The sequence below is a fragment of the Rhizobium sp. SL42 genome, assembly GCF_021729845.1.
In the GTDB taxonomy this organism is placed as follows: domain Bacteria; phylum Pseudomonadota; class Alphaproteobacteria; order Rhizobiales; family Rhizobiaceae; genus Allorhizobium.
In genome coordinates this window covers 200,001-219,966 of the sequence record NZ_CP063397.1, presented here as the reverse complement: position 1 = coordinate 219,966, position 19,966 = coordinate 200,001, and the positions used below count along the sequence as shown (strand labels likewise).

The window sequence follows — 19,966 nt, the reverse complement described above, 5'->3', positions numbered from 1 at the left end:
TTTCAACGTCCTACCCTCGTGACGGAGTTTTGAATGGCAGGTGTTACGATCTATACGCGTCAGGGCTGCGGCTACTGTTCGCGGGCCAAGGCATTGCTGGCTTCGAAAGGGGTCGATTTTGTCGAACATGACGCGACTGGCAATGCTGCTCTTCGGAACGAGATGATTTCCAGGTCGAATGGCGGATCGACCTTTCCGCAGATCTTCATCAACGACCGGCATGTCGGCGGCTGTGACGATCTTCATGCACTCGATCGCGCCGGTGGGCTCGATCCGCTGCTGGCTCAGTAAAAGGGACAAGTCCAATGGTTTTCAAGGCTGCTGCCGTCCAGATGTGCTCCGGCGTCGACTCGGAGAAAAACGCCGCCTCGATGGCGCGGCTGGTGCGCGAGGCCGCGGCCGCGGGCGCCGTCTATGTGCAGACGCCCGAGATGACCGGTGCCGTGCAGAAGGACCGCCCGGGCCTGATGGCCGTTTTGCGCGACGAGGATACCGATCTCATCGTCAAGACGGGCTCGGATCTTGCGCGGGAGCTTGGCATCCATCTGCATGTCGGTTCGACCGCGATCAAGCTGGGCGATGGCAAGATTGCCAACCGTGCCTTCCTGTTCGGTCCCGACGGCGAGAAGATCACCTCCTATGACAAGATCCACATGTTCGACGTGGATCTCGACAACGGCGAGAGCTGGCGGGAAAGCTCGGTCTACCGGCCGGGGACCCGGGCCGTCGTCGCGGATCTGCCGTTTGCCAAGGTCGGCTTCGGAGTCTGTTATGACGTGCGCTTCCCGCACCTGTTCCGTGCTGAAGCCATGGCCGGGGCGGAAATCCTGACCACGCCAGCCGCCTTCACCAAACAGACCGGCGAGGCGCATTGGGAGATCCTGTTGCGCGCACGGGCGATCGAGAACGGCGCCTATGTGATCTCGGCGGCGCAGGCCGGCGTGCATGAGGATGGCCGCGAGACTTTCGGGCATTCGATGATCGTCGATCCCTGGGGCAAGGTGCTGGCTTCGGCGGGCGGTAGCGGCGAGGCCGTGGTGATGGCCGAAATCGATACAGCGGCCGTCAAGGCGGCGCGGGCAAAAATTCCGAACCTGAAGAACGGCCGCGATTTCGAACTTGATCTTGCGCCGGCCCTGGCGAAGGGAGGCGTCACGGTTTGATCCGCTATTCGTTGTGCTGCGATGGCGCGCACGAATTCGAAGGCTGGTTTTCGGAAAGCGCCGATTTCGAGCGCCAGAAAGCGACCGGCTTTCTGACCTGCCCGGTCTGCGGCTCCGCCGAGATCTCCAAGGTGTTGATGGCGCCGGCGGTTTCGACGGCCCGGCACAGGGAAACGATGCAGGCACTCGCCATTTCCAGCGCGCAGAAGCAGGCCGTGGTCAAGCTGAAGGAAGCGATCCAGGAGATCCGCGCCAATAGCGAGGATGTCGGGGACCGGTTTTCCGAGGAAGCGCGCAAGATCCATTACGGAGAGGCTGAAGCGCGCGGCATCATCGGCCAGGCGTCACCGGTCGAGGTGCGGTCGATGCTCGACGAAGGCATCGAGATCGCGCCCTTGCCGGTCCTGCCGGACGATGCGAATTGAGCGCGGCGGCTCACCATATCGCACTCTACAATTTCGGTCTTCATGTTGCCGAACATGACGATCCTGCGGTTGCCGGCTTTGTCTTGCGTGAACCGTTCAATTTCGAGGCTGCCCGACGTGCTGACGGCTATGTCGGTCGCTCCGGCTACGAGGGAGAGCCGGGGCCCGAGAGCTGGGGACGGCAGGTGTTTCCCAGGTTTCTCAACGGAAGCGGCCGCGACAGCGGGCCGTCCTCCCTGTCGCTCTGGCGCGACATCGAAAGCCTGATGGCATTTTCCTATTCGGGCGTGCATGCCGAGGCGCTCAAGAACGCGCGCCGCTGGAACGTTGTGCAAACGTGGCCGCCGCTCGTCTTGTTCTGGGTCGAGGCGGGACGCAGGCCGGATTGGGCCGAAGGCGTGGCACGCCTCGAAGAGCTGGCCGACAAGGGCGCCTCGGCGCATGCCTTCACCTTCAAGCAGCCCTTCGACCGGCAGGGCGCGCCGTACCGTATAGACCGGGATCGGGTGAAGCGGATCGCTGCCGAGAACGTGGCCGACCAGAACGACCTGCTGGAGGTCGTGAAGACGCTGCCGTCCTGATCCCGTTCAGCCCTTGAAGCCGCCGTCATCCAGGTAGGCGCGTTCCTCGACCGTAGATTCGCGCCCGAGAGCCGCATTGCGGTGGGGAAAGCGACCGAAGCGGGTGATGATGTCCTGATGGACCATCGCGTATCGCAGGCATTCCTCGTCATCGACCCGTTCGTGGTGGGCCGTGAACAGATCCATGCTGGTTTGCTGGTCGGCGGGATCCTCGGAATGCTCGAAGGGCAGGTAGAAGAAGATCGCCATCGGCGGATCGACGTCTCGGTCGAAGCTTTTGCCGATGGCTTGCCTTGCGATGGACAGGGCAAGCGGGTCGGTGGCGAAGGCATGGCCGCTGCCGCGGAACATGTTGCGCGGGAACTGGTCGAGCAGGATCAGCAGGGCAAGCGTGCCTTCGGGCGTTGCGCACCAGTCGCCGCATTCATTTCGGGCGGCGGCGAAATGCAGATCGGTAAAACGCGCCTTGAGCTCGGCGTCCAGCGCCTCATCCTTGACGAACCATTTTTCGCGTCCGGCATCGCGCCAGAAGGCGATGACTTCCTGGACTGCGCTCATGCGGCCGGCCGCTTGGCAAGGACCATGTAGTTCACGTCGATATCGGACGACAGGTTCCACTGGTTCTGCAGCGGATTGAAGAATACGCCCTTCATTTCAACGACCTGCATGCCGCTGGTCGTCAGGGGGGCCTCGATTTCCTCCGGGCGCACCAGTTTTTCGTATTGATGCGTGCCGCGCGGCAGCCAGCGCAGAACATATTCGGCGCCGACGATGGCGAGCGCTGCGGCCTTGAAGGTGCGGTTGATCGTCGAGACCAGCATCATGCCGCCGGGGCGGACCATCGAAGCGCAGGTCGACAGGAAGAAATCGACATCGGCGACATGCTCGACGACTTCCATGTTGAGCACGATGTCGAAGGTCTCGCCGGCTTCTGCGAGCGCTTCGGCGGTGACGGCACGGTAGTCGACCGGAACGCCGCTCTGGCTCGCATGGGTCATGGCGATCTTGATGTTCTTTTCGGAGGCGTCGGCGCCCAGAACGTCGGCACCCATGCGGGCAACCGGTTCCGACAACAGGCCGCCGCCGCAGCCGATATCGAGGATGCGCAAGCCCTCCAGCGGGCGATGGCCCTTCGGGTCGCGGCCGTAATGGGCGCAGACCATGTCGCGGATATAGGCAAGGCGCACGGGATTGATCTTGTGCAGCGGGCGGAACTTGCCGGTCGGGTCCCACCATTCCGCCGCCATGGCGGAAAAGCGATCGACTTCGGACTGATCAATGGTGGTGCGTGCCTCTGCGGTCATGATGCTGCCCTCTTAAGGTGGTTGCGCTTCAAGTCGGATTATCGGCCCGCAAAGTCAAGGGTGGCATGGTCGCAGGCTTTGGTTCGCGCTGAGGCAGAGAGCCGGCTGGAACCTCGGCTGGAACCTCGGCTGGAACCTGGGGCGATGGTTCGACGTTTCGCTTACACAGGCGGCGCTGCCGTCTTGAGTTCAAGGAGATCTACGATGCACAAGTTCTGGGTTTTGGCGGCCGCCGCAGTGTCGGCCACAATGGTTCCCGCCATCGCCGAAGCCGCGCCGGCTTTTTCGACCGCCAATGTCAACATGCGCTCCGGCCCGAGCACGCGCTATCCCGCTGTCGTGGTCGTGCCGGCCGGGACCCGCGTGAACATCATCGGCTGCATGTCATCGGCCAACTGGTGTGACGTCTCCTTCTCGGGTTATCGCGGCTGGGTATCGGGTTCGTATCTGCAGGCAAGCTACTCGCAGCGCCGTGTCTATGTTGGCCCCGAATATTATCGCCCGCTGGGCATTCCTTCGGTGACCTTCAGCATCGGGCGCTACTGGGATGACAATTATCGTGGCCGGGACTTCTACCGGGATCGCGACCGCTGGCGCGATGGCGACTACCGCCCGCGTGGTGATGACCGGCCGCGGTTCGACCGCGAACACCGGCGCAACGAGGAGCGTGCCCGCGACATTCGACGCGACAGCGACCAGCGGGCGCAGGAATTGCAGCGTGACCGTGACCGCCGCGAGGATCAGCGGCGCGCCGGTGGCCCACGCGACACCCGCAATCCGAATGCGTTCCAGCTCTTCTGCGGGCAGGACCCGAATTGCCGTGCCCGACAAGGCAATTGACGCATCCTGTAGAGGATCTGGAAGGGCGCCAACTGGCGCCCTTTTCTGTTGCCGTCAATTCTGGACGCGTCTGGCGAGGCCGTCGGTAATGCGTTTGGCCAGGGCTTCGTAGTTGCCGTCAAAGTGATGGCCTCCGGCGATCTCCTGGGTTTCGACATCCGAGCCGACGAGATCGCGGCATGCGTCGTCTTCCTCGTCCGATCCGTAGAAACACTGGATCAACGAGGGGGAGATCTTGCGGATATCGTCGAGCGGGTCGTGGCCGGTGCTTCCCGCCTGACCGAGCCAGCCCGACACGGAGACTTCATAATCCACCTGATGGGACAAGGCGAGCAGGCTGATCTGCGGCACGCGCGCTTTCAGCTTGTCCGGCAGGCCATTGAACGCCGCAGGCAGAATGTCGGCGCCGAAGGAGTAGCCGACCAGAAGCACGTGATGGACGTTCCAGCGCTTGCCGTAAGTGTGGATAATCTCGGCCAGATCGCTGCTTGTCTGCTCGGGCGTACGCGCCGACCAGAAGTAGCGCAGTGAATCGATGCCGACGACCGGGATGCCGGAGGACTGGAGCTGGCCGGCCACCTCGCTGTCGAGGTCCCGCCAGCCGCCGTCGCCGGAGTAGATCACCGCCATCGTATCGCGGGACGGGGTCGCCTCGAGGATCGTCAGCGGCATTCCCAGAGGGCTGTCAGTGCGGCTTTCGACCGCGATCAGCTCGTCGAGTGTGGCGGAGAACGTCGTATCGGCGGGGCCGGTGATGCCCCTGAGGTCGATATCGGGGTGCGTCGCCAGCAGGGACTGGACGTGCTCAACGCCGTCCCTCGGTGCCGTGTCGCTGACCAGGACCGTTGCCGGATCGGGCAGGTCGCCGTCGGTCAGGGCATATTGCATGCGGTCGCCGACCTTTGTCTTTGCGGCCGGCGTGCACAATTGCTTTGCCAGCGGAATGCCGGCCTGCGGATCGAGCGCCAGGGTCTGGCCGATCGTGGCCTTCGGTGTCTGGGCGAGGATGGCCAGTGCCAGCGCGCCGCCTTCGCCGCGTCCGGCGATGATCGGCGGCAGGAAGGCGGCGTTGCCGGCCTTGCGCTGTAGCTGGTGGCTGAGTTCCTCGATGTCGGAAACCATGTAGATGCAGTCACCCTTGTCGGTGGAAAGCGAGGCCAGGTATTTCGGCGTGTCGATGCCGATGACGATCGCGCCATTGCCCTGCAACCGTTCGGCTTCCGCCTGATCGCCCGCCTGCCAGCCGGCGCCGTCCGACAGAAGGACAACGAGTGCCTTGGCGTCGTCGTCGGGCAAAAGCGTGACCGGTGCCGGGATCATGCCGGTGTCGAGTGGCGGCTCCTGCGCCAGGGCGGGCAGGGGCGACAGGAGCGGCAGGGCAAGCAGGCCTGCCTTGAGGAGGAGGTTCATTTCTTCACCACGCCTTTCAGGCCGCCGCCGATCAGAAGGGTCGCATCGACAAGGGCGAGGATGGGGTTGAGGCCGCCGGAGACAGCCAGATAACGGGGCTGCCAGTCGGGATGGAATTTTGCCTTGAAGGCGCGCAGGCCCTTGAAGTTGTAGAGCCGTTCGCCGTGTTCGTAGAACGTATTGGCAATGCGGTCCCAGACCGGCGCCACCTGGCGGCGCGACAGACCGGAGAGTGGCGCCATGCCGAGATTGAAATGCTGGAACCCCTGGTCGCGCAGTCGGGTGAGCAGGCTGATGAACAGATAATCCATCGCGCCTTTGGGCGCATCGGGTGAAAACCGCATCAGGTCGATGGAGGCTTCCTCCTTCGTGTCGGTCAGCAGGATGTTGGCAAATGCCACGATCTTGCCCTCGAAGCGCAGGATCGCTACCGGCTGCGAGAGCATGTAGGCATCGGTGAAGGCGCCGAGCGAGAAGCCCTTTTCCCTAGCGCTGTGATGGGCAAGCCAGGCATCCGAGATCGCCCTGAGATCCGGCAAAACGGCTGCGACGTTTTCCACGTCGACGATTTCGAACGTCAGGCCGTCGCGCTCGGCACGGGTGGCGGACTGCCGCAGGCCAGCCCATTTGCCACCTTTCAGATCAAAATTGGTCAGGTCGACGACGGCGAGTTCGCCAAGCTTGAAGGCTTTCATGCCGGCATCGGCGATGGCCGGCAGCAGAACGGGCGAGGCCTGGTAGAACACCGCCCGGCAGCCCGCGGCGCGGGCAGTCTCGACGAATTGCCAGACCAGTTCGTTGCGCGACGCCTTTGGTCCGATCGGATCGAGAAAGGCGATGAAGGACCGGCCCTGCTTGCCATACATCAGGAAAGCCTTGCCGTCGGGTGAAAACATCACCGTCTTGTCGCCGGTGCGGACAAGATTGGCATCGGCGATGCCGTTGCTGTTCACCAACTCGACGGCAGAGGCGATGTCCCGTTCGCCGGAGGGAAGAACGGCGTGGCTTGCCGGTCGCATCAGGCTGAACAAGGCAATGGCGGTGGAGGCGATGGCAAGCCCCAGGGCAGCGCGCAGCGAACGCGGGGCTTCGGCGGAGAATTCGAACTGCCACCAGAGTTCATGGCTGTATTCGACGTCGCGGTAGACAAAAAGCAGGATGACGAAGGCGCCGATGACCAGCACGGCGATGGCGAGAAGCCAGGATGTGGTCAAGGCCTGGCGAAGCGAGGCGGGACGCGTGAAAGCCCGGCGGCTGGACAGCAGGCCGAAGAGAAGGATTGCCAGCATGGCCGCTTCGAGAAGGGCGATTGCCTTGGCGATGGACAGCAACAGGGCGAGCAGCGACAGAGCCACAGCCGCCCACCAGGCGCCGTCGAGACGCTGGGACATGCCGCGGGCGACGACGATCAGCAACAATCCGGTCAGGCTGGCGAGGAAATGCGCACCTTCGACAAGCGGCAAGGGCAGGTAGCCGGCCAGGATGTCCAGATTGGTGTCGGGGGTGGGCGTGACGCTCGACAGGATCAGCATGGCGCCCAGGACCAGCGCAAGCGCTGCCAGGAGAGGCGGCGCCAGGCGGCCGGCGGTGCGGGCGACACCGGCGGAGATGGGCGAAGCCGCGAGATGGCGCAGTTCGGTAACGGTCACCAGAAGGATGGCGATCACGAGCGGCAGGACATAATAGATGAGGCGATAGGCGACGAGGGCCGCCAGCACGGCGTCTGTGCCGATATGGCTGCCCAGCGTGGCGATCATCACCGTCTCGAAGACGCCGATGCCGGCCGGGACATGGCTGACGATGCCGATGCCGATGGCCACCGCATAGACGCAGAAAAATGCCGGCCAGCTGATGGCGGCTTCGGGCGGCAGAAGCACGTAGAGCACGGTTGCAGAAAAGGCGATGTCGAGCACGGTGACCAGGAACTGGCGCGACAGGGTGCGACTGTCGGCCAGCCGAAGCGTCATCTTGCCGATCTTCAGGCCGTCGCGGCTGGCAATGACCAGGAGCCCGGCAATGCCGATCACAACGACGACCGCACCGCCGAGCAGCCATGCGGGGTCGAGCCCGATCAGCGGGGCGATCTCGCCCGACATGGGGATCAGGGCGAGTGACGTGATGATGGCGAGGCCAAGGGAGAAGGACAGGGTGACGAAGCCGACGATCCGGCCGATCTCGTCCGGCGCGAGGCCTGCACGGGAATAGGCCCGGTAGCGGATGGCGCCACCGGACAGTGCGCCGAAGCCGGCGACGTTGCCGACGGCATAGGCGCTGAAGGCCGTCAGGGCGACTTCGGCGATCGGGCGCTTGCGATCGATATAGGACAGGGCATTCAGGTCATAGAAGCAGAGCGTGGCAAAGCTCAACGCGGTGAAGAGGATGGCGAGGAAGACCGAACCCGTGCCTGTCGCCTGCAGGCCTCGGATGACGTCGGCATAGGTCACCTCCCCGGTCAGCCGGTAGATGGCAAAGCCGACCATGGAGAAGACGGCCAGGGTCAGGATCGCGGCTATCGGCTTTGCATGGCGGCTGAATGCGGAAGGGACGGGGAGGGCAAGGTCTTCGGGAGTATGCGTTGCGTCCTGGTCGAGCATGGAATTGTCGAGCGTTGGCTTCATGACAAGCGATCCGTTTTCATTTCAAGGCTTGCTACAACCCGCTCCCAGCCAGGCACGTGATGGTTGGCGCTCGAATTCGTGCCAAATTATGGCAAAGCTTTTGCCCGATCCGCGACAGAAAAGCGCCTGCAAGCGTACCGATACGGGCCCAAGTGGCCGTTGCGTGTCCCGCGCTTATTCGTTAAAAGCGCCGCAACCTGCCGGTTTCCACAAAGACCGGTGTTTCTCCGCCGGGTTTCCGGCGTTTCTCAAGGGCATACGGTTCAAGTCTATGGCTCGCATTGTCATGAAGTTCGGCGGTACATCCGTCGCCAATCTCGAACGCATCCACAATGTCGCACGCCATGTGAAACGTGAGGTGGATGCCGGCCACGAAGTGGCTGTCGTCGTCTCGGCGATGTCGGGCAAGACCAACGAGCTGGTCGACTGGGTGCAGAACATGCCGAAGGTCGCAGGTGCCGATTCGCCGTTCTACGATGCGCGCGAGTATGACGCGATCGTGGCCTCCGGCGAGCAGGTAACCTCGGGTCTCCTGGCCATCGCGCTCCAGTCGATGGGCATAAACGCCCGCTCCTGGCAGGGCTGGCAGATCGCGATCAAGACGGACAATACGCATGGTGCTGCCCGTATCCAGGAAATCGACGGTTCCGACATCGTTCGCCGCATGGGCGAAGGCCAGGTGGCGGTGGTCGCGGGCTTCCAGGGCATCGGCCCGGACAACCGGATCGCGACGCTGGGGCGCGGCGGGTCGGATACATCTGCGGTTGCGATCGCGGCCGGCCTGAAGGCTGACCGTTGCGACATCTATACCGATGTGGACGGCGTCTACACGACGGATCCGCGCATCGAGCCGAAGGCACGCCGCCTGAAGAAGGTGGCGTTCGAGGAAATGCTGGAAATGGCATCGCTCGGGGCCAAGGTTCTGCAGGTCCGCTCGGTGGAGCTTGCCATGGTTCACAAGGTCCGCACCTTCGTGCGCTCCAGTTTTGAAGATCCCGATGCGCCGGGCATGGGCGATCTGCTCAACCCGCCCGGCACGTTGATTTGCGATGAGGATGAGATCGTGGAACAGGAAGTCGTAACCGGTATTGCCTATGCCAAGGATGAAGCGCAGATCTCGCTGCGCCGGCTTGCCGACCGTCCGGGCGTTTCGGCAGCCATCTTCGGCCCGCTGGCCGAAGCGCATATCAATGTCGACATGATCGTGCAGAACATTTCGGAAGACGGAACGCGCACCGACATGACCTTCACCGTGCCGTCCGGCGATGTCGACAAGGCGCTCAGAGTGCTGTCCGACAACAAGGACAAGATCGGCTATGACGTGGTCCAGAGCGAAAAGGGCCTGGTCAAGGTTTCGGTCATCGGCATCGGCATGCGCAGCCATGCCGGCGTTGCGGCGACGGCCTTCCGGGCGCTGGCCGAGAAGGGCATCAACATCAAGGCGATCACCACGTCCGAGATCAAGATTTCCATCCTGATCGACGGTCCCTATGCCGAGCTTGCGGTTCGGACTTTGCATTCCTGCTACGGTCTGGATAAGAATTGATTCCATAGAGCGGTCGTTGATCCCGGGTGTCTGAAATACCCGGGGCGGCTAGGCCGCCGACCAACCGGAAGTGGAGCCAATCCGCGATGAGAGACCTTTCAGCGGGTCCCCGCGTCCTGCTCAAGCGGCTGCGCGAATTGATGGCAGAGCCGCTCGAACCGCAGGAACGTCTTGACCAGATCGTTCGCCAGATCGCGAGCAACATGGTCGCAGAGGTATGTTCCGTCTACGTACTGCGCTCCGACAGCGTTCTCGAGCTTTATGCGACAGAAGGTCTGAACAAGGATGCGGTCCATCTGGCTCAGCTGAAAATGGGTCAGGGCCTGGTCGGCACGATTGCGGCCTCCGCACAGTCGCTCAACCTTTCCGATGCCCAGGCGCATCCCGCCTTTCGCTACTTGCCCGAGACCGGCGAGGAGATCTATCATTCCTTCCTCGGCGTGCCGATCCTGCGTGCCGGCCGAAGCCTCGGTGTTCTCGTCGTGCAGAACAAGGCGCAGCGCAACTATCGTGAAGACGAGCTCGAAGCGCTCGAAACCACGGCCATGGTGCTTGCCGAAATGATCGCCACCGGTGAACTGAAGAAGATTACCCGTCCTGGCCTCGAACTCGACCTGACGCGACCCGTGACGATCGATGGCGACAGCTATTCGGAAGGCATCGGCCTTGGCTATGTCGTGCTGCACGAGCCGCGCATCGTCGTCACCAACCTGCTCAACGAAGATACCGAGACGGAAATCCGCCGGCTGGCCGATGCGCTCGGCTCCCTGCGTATCTCGATCGATGACATGCTGTCGCGGCGGGAAATCTCCCAGGAAGGCGAGCATCGTGACGTGCTCGAAACCTATCGCATGTTCGCCCATGACCAGGGGTGGGTGCGGCGTATGGAAGAGGCGATCAACAACGGCCTGACGGCGGAAGCGGCCGTCGAAAAGGTGCAGAGCGACACCAAGGCACGGATGATCCGGCTGACGGATCCCTATCTGCGCGAACGCATGCATGATTTCGACGACCTGGCGAACCGCCTGTTGCGCCAGTTGACCGGCTTTTCGCCGCGCAGTGCCGCTGAAGGTTTTCCGGCCGATGCGGTGATTTTTGCCCGTGCCATGGGGGCCGCCGAACTGCTCGACTATCCGCGTGCCAATCTGCGCGGCCTGGTTCTGGAAGAAGGTGCGGTAACCAGCCACGTGGTGATCGTGGCCCGCGCGATGGGCATTGCCGTCGTGGGGCAGGCGGCCGGGGCGGTGGCTCTGGCGGAAAACGGCGATCCCGTGATCATCGACGGTGTCGATGCCAAGGTGCATATCCGCCCGGTTGCCGACCTGCAGAAGGCCTATGAGGAAAAGGTGCGGCTGCGTGCCCGGCGCCAGGAGCAGTTTCGTGCGCTGCGTGATGTCGAGCCCCTGACCAAGGATGGCCAGCGCATCAAGCTGCAGATGAATGCCGGCCTGCTTGTCGATCTGCCACAGCTGACCGAATCCGGTGCCGACGGGATCGGCCTGTTTCGGACCGAGCTGCAGTTCATGATTTCCTCGACCATGCCGAAGGGCGAGGAGCAGGAAAGCTTTTACCGGAGTGTGCTGAAGCAGGCGAATGGCCGGCCGGTGACGTTCCGCACCCTAGATATCGGTGGCGACAAGGTGGTCTCCTATTTCCGCTCCCAGGAAGAGGAAAATCCGGCGCTTGGCTGGCGCGCGATCCGGCTGTCGCTGGATCGACCTGGCCTGTTGCGCATCCAGCTCAGGGCGCTGTTGAAGGCGGCGGCCGGTGCCGAGCTTAAGATGATGCTGCCGATGGTGACCGAAGTGGCTGAAATCCGCGCGGTGCGCGAATTGATGCAGAAGGAGGTCCAGTACATTTCGAAGTTCGGCCATCCCTTGCCGAAGAAGCTGCAATTCGGTGCCATGCTCGAAGTGCCGGCGTTGCTATGGCAGCTCGATGAACTGATGGAGGAAGTCGACTTCGTCTCCGTCGGGTCGAACGACCTGTTCCAGTTTTCCATGGCGGTGGATCGCGGCAATGCGCGGGTGGCCGATCGTTTCGACGTTCTCGGACGTCCGTTCCTGCGGATCCTGAGGGATATCGTCCGGGGTGCTGATCGCAACAATACGCCGGTGACGCTGTGCGGCGAGATGGCCGGCAAGCCGCTTTCGGCGATGGCGCTGCTTGGGATCGGTTTCCGTTCGATCTCGATGTCTCCGACAGCGATCGGGCCGGTCAAGGCGATGTTGCTCGGCCTTGATGTGTCGAAGCTGTCTGTGGAACTTGAGGCGGCGCTTGACGACCACCGTTCGCTTGTGCCACTGCGCGACCTGTTGGTCCGCTTTGCGGAAGACAATAATATTCCCGTCTAAAGTAATAAAAAAACTGGAGTGAAGGGTGGCGAAGCTTCCTGTCGAGAAAATGCGCGAACTCGAGCGCCGGTTTGGCGAGATCGAAGCGCGAATGTCGGCGGGACCGGCAGCTGACGTCTACGTCAAGCTTGCTTCGGAATATTCCGAACTCGAGCCGGTGGTGAAGAAGATCCGCGAGTACCAGGCGGCTACCGCCGAAGAGGCTGATCTTCGCGCCATGCTGAACGACAAGGGTACCGATCGCGAGATGCGCGACCTGGCCGAGATGGAGTTGCCCGAGGTGCAGGCGCGGCTCGAAACGCTCGGCACCGAGATGCAGATCCTGCTTCTGCCGAAGGATGCGGCCGACGAAAAGAGCGCGATCCTGGAAATCCGGGCAGGGACCGGCGGATCGGAAGCCGCCCTGTTTGCCGGTGACCTGTTTCGCATGTACGAGCGCTTTGCCAGCACCAAGGGCTGGAAGGTCGAAGTGCTGTCCTCCAGCGAAGGCGATGCCGGCGGCTTCAAGGAAATCATCGCGACGGTCACGGGCCGGGGCGTGTTTTCCAAGCTGAAGTTCGAGTCCGGCGTTCACCGCGTGCAGCGCGTGCCCGATACGGAGACGCAAGGCCGTATCCATACCTCGGCGGCAACCGTCGCGGTTCTGCCCGAAGCGGAAGACATCGACATCGAGGTTCGCGCCGAGGATATCCGCATCGACACGATGCGCTCGTCGGGCGCCGGCGGTCAGCACGTCAACACAACCGATTCGGCGGTTCGCATTACCCACCTGCCGACCGGTCTGGTGGTGACGTCATCGGAAAAATCGCAGCACCAGAACCGCGCGAAGGCGATGCAGGTGCTGCGCTCGCGGCTCTATGACATGGAGCGGCAGAAAATCGACAATGAACGGTCGGCCGACCGCAAGAGCCAGGTCGGTTCCGGCGACCGCTCCGAGCGCATCCGAACCTACAATTTTCCGCAGGGACGGGTCACAGATCATCGCATCAACCTGACGCTCTACAAGCTGGACCGGATGATGGAAGGCGATATAGACGAAGTGGTCGATGCGCTGATCAACGACTATCAGGCCGGCCAGCTGGCGCAGCTGGGTGAAAGCCTGTGACCGGCGCGGTGGTGACTTCCCGGGACCTGATCCTGGAAGCCCGCCGCCGTTTCGAGGCCGAGGGCATCCCTGATGCGGCGACTGATGCCAAGATGCTGGTGTCAGGCATACTTGGCCTGAGCCAGACGGACCTTGTTCTGCGTGGCGACCAGCCTGTCGACGACGCACTGTTGGCGGGCATCGAACTGGCGATCGTGCGGCGCCTGGCGCGCGAGCCGGTTCACCGCATCCTCGGCCGGCGCGACTTCTACGGATTGCAGATGGGCCTGTCGACCGGCACATTGGAACCGCGTCCGGACACGGAAGTGCTGGTGGACGCCGTCCTGCCGCATCTTCGTCATATCGTTGCGGTAAAAGGTTCGGCAGAGATTGTGGATCTCGGCACTGGAACAGGCGCGATTGCACTGGCCCTACTTGCCGAATGTCCGGAGGCGCGTGCGATCGGGGTCGACATTTCGCAAGATGCGCTGGCGACCGCGGCACGGAACGCAGAGCGCAACGGACTGGCGCAACGCTTTCAGGCACGGCAGAGCAGCTGGTTCGATCAGCTACCGGAAAAGTTCGATCTGATCGTCTCCAATCCGCCTTATATCCGCAGCGATGTGGTCTTGACGCTCGACCCGGAAGTTCAGATTTTTGATCCGGCGGCAGCACTTGATGGCGGAAAAGACGGTCTCGACGCCTATCGGGCCATTGCCGAGCAAGCATTGGCGCATTTGCACCTGCATGGCCTGATCGGACTGGAGATCGGCTGGGACCAGCGAGAGGCTGTCACGCAAATATTTGAGAAAAAAGGTTTTTCTCTTATTGAATGGCGCAAGGATCTGGGTGGCAATGACCGAGTACTGGTCTTCGCTGCGCGTCATTTTTGACCTTTTTGCTGCGCTTGCTAAGGATATTTCCGATAAACAAAGAAAAATGCTTGGTTTTCCGAATGAAGAGAGATAGCTTGCGGGCACGCAACGGGCGGCGGAGAAAGAACGAAAGATTCGTTCCAGTCTGGGCCGGCTTCGATAATGGTTCGCACAATGAACTTCACGAAGCGAAAAAAGACCGATGCGTGAATCAGTTAACTTGACTCTCACCAGCGGCGAGCAAGCCGACGGCGCAGTCTGCGGACAGCGCGCGGAGACTTGGTCCGGTTTGACCAGAGCCGATGGTGCAGCCATTTATCAGCACAACAAAGACATTCAGGTGATTCTTCTATGAGGCCAGGACAGCAGAATAAGCGTGGTCGAGGGCGTAACAATAGCGGCGGCGGTGGTAGCGGCGGTGGTGGTGGCGGCGGTGGCGGCAACTTCAACCGCAAGGGCCAGAATCCGCTGACCCGGTCCTATGACAGCTCCGGTCCTGACGTGAAGATCCGTGGCACAGCTCAGCATATTGCCGAAAAGTACCAGAACCTTGCACGGGACTCCCAGAGTGCCGGCGACCGCGTTATGGCGGAAAACTATCTTCAGCATGCTGAACACTACAACCGCATCATTGCCGCCGCCCAGGCGCAGATGCAGGAGCGGTTCCAGCGCGAAGACCGCAACGACTACAATGATCGCGACGGCGATGATGGCGAAGGCATGGACGAAGGCGGCTCGCAGGGCCACCAGAGCCATCAGGTCCACCAGCCGCAGGAAGTTGCCGGAAGCGGTCCGCAGCCGGTGATCGAAGAGATGCCGGCCGAGGCCGCTGCGGCTGCTGCCGAAAGCGCTGCCGAGGCGAGCACCGGTGGCGAACGTAACCAGCCGCGCCGCCGCAGCACAACCAATCGCCCCCGTCGCCAGCCGCGCCGCGCGGCCGGTTCGGACGAGGGTGGTGAAAACGGCGAAGGTGGCGGTGGCGGCGACGCTCCCGCTCTGGCCGAGGTGACCGAATAAGACCGTTCGCTTTCGCGACGTCTGATCGATGCCAAATTGACGAATGCAAAACTCCGGGCCGCGTCCCGGAGTTTTTCGTTTAAATGCCTCTTTAAACGGCAAAATTAACCCCCCATATCTCGGTCAACGGAGCGGGTTTCTGCTCCAGGGCTCGCCTTACAGGGAGCCTGATCCTCAACAGCCGGGCTGTGCCGCAAGCGGGCAGCGCGGAAAACGGAGAGTGGCAAATGAACATCGAAAAATATTCCGAGCGGGTTCGTGGCTTCCTGCAGTCGGCGCAGACATATGCGCTGTCGGAGGGCCACCAGCAATTCACCCCCGAGCATGTGCTGAAGGTCCTGCTCGACGACGACCAGGGCATGGCTTCGTCGCTGATTTCGCGTGCCGGCGGTGATCCGAAGGCGGTACGTCTGGCCAATGATGCCGCGCTTGCCAAGCTGCCGAAAGTATCCGGCGGCGATGGACAGGTCTATCTGGCAGCGCCGCTGGCCAAGGTGTTTTCGACCGCCGAAGATGCGGCCAAAAAGGCCGGCGACAGCTTCGTCACGGTGGAAAGACTGTTGCTTGCGCTTGCGATCGAATCCTCGGCTTCGACCTCGCCCAGCCTGAAGAAGGGTGGCGTGACGGCGAATGGCCTGAACCAGGTGATCAACGAAGTCCGCAAGGGCCGCACCGCCGACAGCGCCAATGCCGAACAGGGCTTCGACGCCTTGAAGAAATATGCCCGTGACCTGACCGCGGAAGCGCGCGACGGCAGGCTCGACCCGGTGATCGGCCGTGACGACGAAATCCGCCGCACGATCCAGGTCCTGTCGCGCCGCACCAAGAACAATCCGGTGCTGATCGGCGAGCCCGGCGTCGGCAAGACCGCCATCGCCGAGGGCCTGGCGCTGAGGATCGTCAATGGCGACGTGCCGGAAAGCCTGAAAGACAAGAAGTTGATGGCGCTCGACATGGGCTCCCTGATCGCCGGTGCGAAATATCGCGGCGAGTTCGAGGAGCGGCTGAAGGCGGTGCTGAACGAGGTTCAGTCCGAAGACGGCGAGATCATCCTGTTCATCGACGAGATGCATACGCTGGTCGGCGCCGGCAAGGCCGATGGCGCGATGGATGCGTCAAACCTGCTGAAGCCTGCACTGGCGCGCGGCGAGCTGCACTGCGTCGGTGCGACGACGCTCGACGAATATCGCAAGCATGTCGAGAAGGATGCGGCCCTTGCCCGGCGCTTCCAGCCCGTGATGGTCGACGAGCCGACGGTCGAGGACACGATCTCGATTTTGCGCGGCCTGAAGGAAAAATACGAGCAGCATCACAAGGTCCGGATCTCGGATTCGGCCCTGGTTGCCGCCGCGACGCTGTCGAACCGCTATATCACCGACCGTTTTCTGCCCGACAAGGCCATCGACCTGATGGACGAGGCGGCATCGCGGTTGCGCATGCAGGTGGATTCGAAGCCCGAAGAGCTCGATGAACTCGACCGGCGCATCATGCAGCTGAAGATCGAGCGGGAAGCCTTGAAGAAGGAAACCGACACGGCGTCCGTCGACCGGCTGAAGCGGCTCGAGACCGAACTGACCTCCATCGAGGAGCAGGCGGATGCGCTGACGGCACGCTGGCAGTCGGAAAAGCAGAAGCTGGGCCTTGCCGCCGATCTCAAGGGCAAACTGGACGAGGCGCGCAACGAGCTTGCGATCGCCCAGCGCAAGGGTGAATTCCAGCGCGCCGGCGAGCTGACCTATGGGGTGATCCCGGACCTCGAAAAGGCGCTGGCTGCCGCCGAAGCGCAAGACGGTTCGAGCAATGCCATGGTGCAGGAAGTCGTCAACCCGGATGCGATTGCCCATGTGGTATCGCGCTGGACCGGCATTCCGGTCGACAAGATGCTGGAAGGCGAGCGCGACAAGCTGCTGCGCATGGAAGACGAGCTGGCGAAATCGGTCGTCGGGCAGGGCGATGCCGTGCAAGCGGTTTCGCGGGCGGTGCGACGTGCCCGCGCGGGGCTGCAGGACCCGAACCGGCCGATCGGCTCTTTCATCTTCCTCGGGCCGACCGGTGTCGGCAAGACGGAACTGACCAAGTCGCTGGCGCGCTTCCTGTTCGACGACGAGACGGCGATGGTCCGGCTCGACATGTCGGAATACATGGAAAAGCACTCGGTCTCGCGGCTGATCGGTGCACCTCCGGGTTATGTCGGCTATGATGAAGGCGGCGCGCTGACGGAAGCTGTCCGGCGCAAGCCCTATCAGGTGGTCCTGTTCGACGAGATCGAAAAGGCACATCCGGATGTGTTCAACGTGCTGTTGCAGGTGCTGGATGACGGACGTCTGACGGATGGCCAGGGCCGCACCGTCGATTTCAAGCACACGATCATCATCATGACCTCCAATCTCGGGGCGGAATACCTGACGGGGCTTGGCGAGAACGAGGATGTCGATGCCGTGCGTGACCAGGTGATGGATGTGGTGAAGGCCTCGTTCCGGCCGGAATTCCTCAATCGTGTCGACGAAATCATCCTGTTCCACAGGCTGCGGCGTTCGGAAATGGGCGCGATCGTCGATATCCAGATGAAGCGGCTGGTATCGCTCCTGGCCGAACGCAAGATCGACATCGACCTGGCACCGGATGCGCGCACTTGGCTTGCCGACAAGGGCTATGATCCGGTCTATGGCGCAAGGCCGCTGAAGCGGGTGATCCAGAAATATCTGCAGGATCCGCTGGCCGAGCAGATCCTGTCGGGTCATGTGCTTGACGGGGCGAAGGTGGGCATTGCGGCAGGGTCAGACCGGTTGCTGATCTCGCCGGAAAAACCGGTCAGCGAAGCCGCCTGATCAGGCCTAAACCCAGGTGAACATTAAAATGGCGGCCGGAGGGCCGCCATTTGCGTTTCGGGAGATGTCTTGGTCGGCAACGGGGCCGGCAAAGGGGGGGCGCAATTTGGCCTGTTGCTGGCTAGTTGCTGGCGACCTGGGCCGGTTTTCCGCCGGTCAGCAGCAGTGCGTCGATGCGCTGACGCTCGACCTCGAAACGGGCGAGAGGCTCGCCGTCCAGCGCCTTGCCACCCGGCAGGCGAACCTTCATTGCGTCGACCTTGGTGCCATTGACGATCAGTTCGTAATGCAGGTGCGAGCCGGTCGACGATCCGGTCGAACCGACAAAGCCGATAACCTGTCCCTGGGTGACTTTGGCGCCGGGCACGACGCCCTTGGCGATGCCGCTCTGGTGATTGTAGGAGGAGACATAACCGTTGGCGTGGCGCACAAGGGTCTGGTTGCCATAACCCGAGGCCCAGCCTGCCTTTTCCACCACACCATTGCCGGATGCGATGATCGGCGTGCCGCGGGGCGCGGCCCAGTCGACACCGGTATGCATGCGCGAATAACCGAGGATCGGATGGCGTCGCATGCCGAAGCCGGAGGTGAAGCGGCCATTGGGAACGGGATTGCGCAGCAGGAACTGGCGGATGCTCTTGCCGTTTTCATCGAAGTAGTCGATCGAGCCATCTTCCGGATTCTGGAAGCGGTAGAAGGTGGTGATCGTATCGCCGAACCGGGCGCGGACGAAGAGCAGCTCGGATTCGGCGGTTGCCCTGCCTTCCTCGTCCGTCACCGAGAAGAAGGCCTCGAGCGTGTCGCTCGGCTTCAACTGCGCCTGGAAGTCGACATTGGCGGCGAGCAGGCGGACGATCAGGGCCGTCAGTTCCTGGCTCATGCCGTAGGACAGGGCGGCCCGGTAGATGCCGTCATACACCCGCGGCAGATCGCGACTGGCAAGCGCTGCCGGAGCATTGTCGTCAAAGGCCCCGGTGACGGCGGCCAGTTCCGGCGGTTCGTTGCCGCGGACCATGCGGCCTGCATCGTTGACGGCAAGCGTCACGACATGTTCGGCCTTGCGATAGAGGGAGATCCGCACCAGGCGGACCTCTTCGCCACGCTGGATCAGGCCGATGCGCAGCACATCGCCCTCGACCAGTGTCGGCGGGCCGGTGAAGGGGGCGAGTTCGCGCGCGACATCCTCGGCCTTGGCGGTCGGATAGCCGGAGGCCGTCATCAGGGCGACCACGGTCTGCTGGCGCCTGACCGGCAAGACGTCATCGGCAAATTCCGGGGTGAGCGGCGTTACGATTTCCGGTTCGGCAACGCTCATGTTCTCTTCGACGACACGGGCCGAGATGCCAACGCCGAGATTGAGCTCGTCGTCATCGCTGTCGAAGCGGCGCGGGTCGATATAGGACAGCGCTGCGACCTGGCTGTTACCGTCGGTCAGCACGGAGCCGTTCGAGCGGACGTTTTCCTCGACCTCATCGAAACTCATCTCGCCGGCCAGCGGAACATTGGGCATAGCGGGAAAGGGGGTCGATTTCAGCACGACCTCGGATTCGACATCGGAGCCGTAAAGCGTGCCGGTGCGGTTGGCGACGGGCGGGTTCTTCTGGTCGGTGGCGAAGATCGACAGCGGATCGAAGGGCGGATAGCGCTCCTGCACCTGGTAGTCGGCGGCAAGCGCCATCTTCACATGGGCGAAGGGCTGCTTGCGCACCACCTCGCGCTCGCCGTCGAGAATGACGGTCGGCACTTCGAGAATGGCCTTGTCGACCGGCCGGGCGGCGATCTTCGGTCCGAACAGGCGGGCGCCGCGGCTGACATCCTGCGCTTCATCGGCCGCATCGCCATCGGGCGGCGTAACGGCATAGGCCTCTGCGGGGATGGCCAGCTGCTGGCGGCCATCGAGGGCGGCAAACAGGGCGACACC

16 protein-coding genes (1 of these 16 running past the window's edge) are annotated in these 19,966 nt (G+C 62.7%); 11 read left to right on the top strand and 5 right to left on the bottom strand.

The genetic code is table 11. From position 1 onward, the window contains the following. Positions 1–33: 33 nt before the first annotated feature. The 4 genes from grxC to IM739_RS00890 are packed head-to-tail and all read left to right on the top strand — an operon-like array spanning position 34 to position 2,169. Complete coding sequence (gene grxC / locus IM739_RS00905; RefSeq protein ID WP_237369409.1) at positions 34–291, top strand: glutaredoxin 3; 258 nt, start codon at positions 34–36, stop codon at positions 289–291. Positions 292–305: 14 nt separating this feature from the next. Further along, positions 306–1,163 carry a carbon-nitrogen hydrolase family protein gene (locus IM739_RS00900; protein ID WP_237369408.1) on the top strand — a complete coding sequence of 286 codons (858 nt, stop codon included), beginning with the start codon at positions 306–308 and terminating at the stop codon, positions 1,161–1,163. Further along, the gene (locus tag IM739_RS00895) at positions 1,160–1,588 is read left to right on the top strand and encodes a DUF1178 family protein (protein ID WP_237369407.1); all 429 of its coding nucleotides are present in this window, start codon (positions 1,160–1,162) and stop codon (positions 1,586–1,588) included. The genes IM739_RS00900 and IM739_RS00895 overlap by 4 nt, the downstream gene beginning before the upstream one ends. Further along, the gene (locus tag IM739_RS00890) at positions 1,585–2,169 is read left to right on the top strand and encodes a DUF3291 domain-containing protein (protein ID WP_237369406.1); all 585 of its coding nucleotides are present in this window, start codon (positions 1,585–1,587) and stop codon (positions 2,167–2,169) included. Before IM739_RS00895 ends, IM739_RS00890 begins: the two co-directional genes overlap by 4 nt. A gap of 6 nt (positions 2,170–2,175) precedes the next feature. Here the strand turns inward: IM739_RS00890 and IM739_RS00885 are convergent, their stop codons facing one another. Further along, the gene (locus IM739_RS00885) at positions 2,176–2,727 is read right to left on the bottom strand and encodes a DUF924 family protein (protein ID WP_237369405.1); all 552 of its coding nucleotides are present in this window, start codon (positions 2,725–2,727) and stop codon (positions 2,176–2,178) included. Beyond that, a complete protein-coding gene (gene ubiG / locus IM739_RS00880; RefSeq protein WP_237369404.1) occupies positions 2,724–3,473 on the bottom strand; it encodes a bifunctional 2-polyprenyl-6-hydroxyphenol methylase/3-demethylubiquinol 3-O-methyltransferase UbiG in 750 nt (249 codons plus the stop codon). Before ubiG ends, IM739_RS00885 begins: the two co-directional genes overlap by 4 nt. A 204-nt stretch (positions 3,474–3,677) precedes the next feature. Between ubiG and IM739_RS00875 the strand changes: the two genes are divergently transcribed. Next, complete coding sequence (locus IM739_RS00875; protein ID WP_237369403.1) at positions 3,678–4,313, top strand: SH3 domain-containing protein; 636 nt, start codon at positions 3,678–3,680, stop codon at positions 4,311–4,313. 54 nt (positions 4,314–4,367) lie between these two features. Here IM739_RS00875 and IM739_RS00870 read toward each other — a convergent pair whose 3' ends face one another. Beyond that, entirely contained in the window at positions 4,368–5,723 is a 1,356-nt protein-coding gene (locus IM739_RS00870) for a virulence factor family protein (RefSeq protein ID WP_237369402.1), read from the bottom strand. Continuing rightward, positions 5,720–8,317 (bottom strand): bifunctional lysylphosphatidylglycerol flippase/synthetase MprF, encoded by a 2,598-nt coding sequence (gene mprF / locus IM739_RS00865; protein WP_237370929.1) that lies wholly within the window; start codon positions 8,315–8,317, stop codon positions 5,720–5,722. Before mprF ends, IM739_RS00870 begins: the two co-directional genes overlap by 4 nt. A 295-nt stretch (positions 8,318–8,612) precedes the next feature. On the opposite strand from mprF, the gene IM739_RS00860 reads away from it, so the two are divergent. The 6 genes from IM739_RS00860 (at position 8,613) to clpB (ending at position 18,045) form a co-directional block, all read left to right on the top strand. Beyond that, complete coding sequence (locus IM739_RS00860; protein WP_237369401.1) at positions 8,613–9,887, top strand: aspartate kinase; 1,275 nt, start codon at positions 8,613–8,615, stop codon at positions 9,885–9,887. 86 nt (positions 9,888–9,973) lie between these two features. Then, entirely contained in the window at positions 9,974–12,241 is a 2,268-nt protein-coding gene (gene ptsP, locus IM739_RS00855; protein WP_237369400.1) for a phosphoenolpyruvate--protein phosphotransferase, read from the top strand. A gap of 25 nt (positions 12,242–12,266) precedes the next feature. Then, positions 12,267–13,346, top strand: coding sequence for a peptide chain release factor 1 (gene prfA, locus IM739_RS00850; protein WP_237369399.1), 1,080 nt, complete (start codon positions 12,267–12,269; stop codon positions 13,344–13,346). Further along, positions 13,343–14,218, top strand: coding sequence for a peptide chain release factor N(5)-glutamine methyltransferase (prmC, locus tag IM739_RS00845; protein WP_237369398.1), 876 nt, complete (start codon positions 13,343–13,345; stop codon positions 14,216–14,218). The genes prfA and prmC overlap by 4 nt, the downstream gene beginning before the upstream one ends. A 333-nt stretch (positions 14,219–14,551) precedes the next feature. Beyond that, the gene (locus IM739_RS00840) at positions 14,552–15,217 is read left to right on the top strand and encodes a DUF4167 domain-containing protein (protein WP_237369397.1); all 666 of its coding nucleotides are present in this window, start codon (positions 14,552–14,554) and stop codon (positions 15,215–15,217) included. 227 nt (positions 15,218–15,444) lie between these two features. Further along, positions 15,445–18,045 (top strand): ATP-dependent chaperone ClpB, encoded by a 2,601-nt coding sequence (clpB, locus tag IM739_RS00835; RefSeq protein ID WP_237369396.1) that lies wholly within the window; start codon positions 15,445–15,447, stop codon positions 18,043–18,045. Between the two features lie 121 nt (positions 18,046–18,166). Here clpB and IM739_RS00830 read toward each other — a convergent pair whose 3' ends face one another. Then, a protein-coding gene (locus IM739_RS00830; RefSeq protein WP_237369395.1) for a M23 family metallopeptidase crosses the window boundary here: on the bottom strand, positions 18,167–19,966 show its 3' portion. Its footprint extends 147 nt past the window's final position; the window shows 1,800 of its 1,947 coding nt (coding positions 148–1,947); its start codon lies off the right edge, out of view — the gene reads right to left on this strand; the stop codon is at positions 18,167–18,169.

What these genes read in the sequence shown, in the direction of transcription:
- grxC (WP_237369409.1), top strand. Translation starts at nt 34, where the DNA reads ATGGCAGGTGTTACGATCTATACGCGTCAGGGCTGCGGCTACTGTTCG.
- IM739_RS00900 (WP_237369408.1), top strand. Translation starts at nt 306, where the DNA reads ATGGTTTTCAAGGCTGCTGCCGTCCAGATGTGCTCCGGCGTCGACTCG.
- IM739_RS00885 (WP_237369405.1), bottom strand. Translation starts at nt 2,727, where the DNA reads ATGAGCGCAGTCCAGGAAGTCATCGCCTTCTGGCGCGATGCCGGACGC.
- ubiG (WP_237369404.1), bottom strand. Translation starts at nt 3,473, where the DNA reads ATGACCGCAGAGGCACGCACCACCATTGATCAGTCCGAAGTCGATCGC.
- IM739_RS00875 (WP_237369403.1), top strand. Translation starts at nt 3,678, where the DNA reads ATGCACAAGTTCTGGGTTTTGGCGGCCGCCGCAGTGTCGGCCACAATG.
- IM739_RS00870 (WP_237369402.1), bottom strand. Translation starts at nt 5,723, where the DNA reads ATGAACCTCCTCCTCAAGGCAGGCCTGCTTGCCCTGCCGCTCCTGTCG.
- mprF (WP_237370929.1), bottom strand. Translation starts at nt 8,317, where the DNA reads ATGCTCGACCAGGACGCAACGCATACTCCCGAAGACCTTGCCCTCCCC.
- IM739_RS00860 (WP_237369401.1), top strand. Translation starts at nt 8,613, where the DNA reads ATGGCTCGCATTGTCATGAAGTTCGGCGGTACATCCGTCGCCAATCTC.
- ptsP (WP_237369400.1), top strand. Translation starts at nt 9,974, where the DNA reads ATGAGAGACCTTTCAGCGGGTCCCCGCGTCCTGCTCAAGCGGCTGCGC.
- IM739_RS00840 (WP_237369397.1), top strand. Translation starts at nt 14,552, where the DNA reads ATGAGGCCAGGACAGCAGAATAAGCGTGGTCGAGGGCGTAACAATAGC.
- clpB (WP_237369396.1), top strand. Translation starts at nt 15,445, where the DNA reads ATGAACATCGAAAAATATTCCGAGCGGGTTCGTGGCTTCCTGCAGTCG.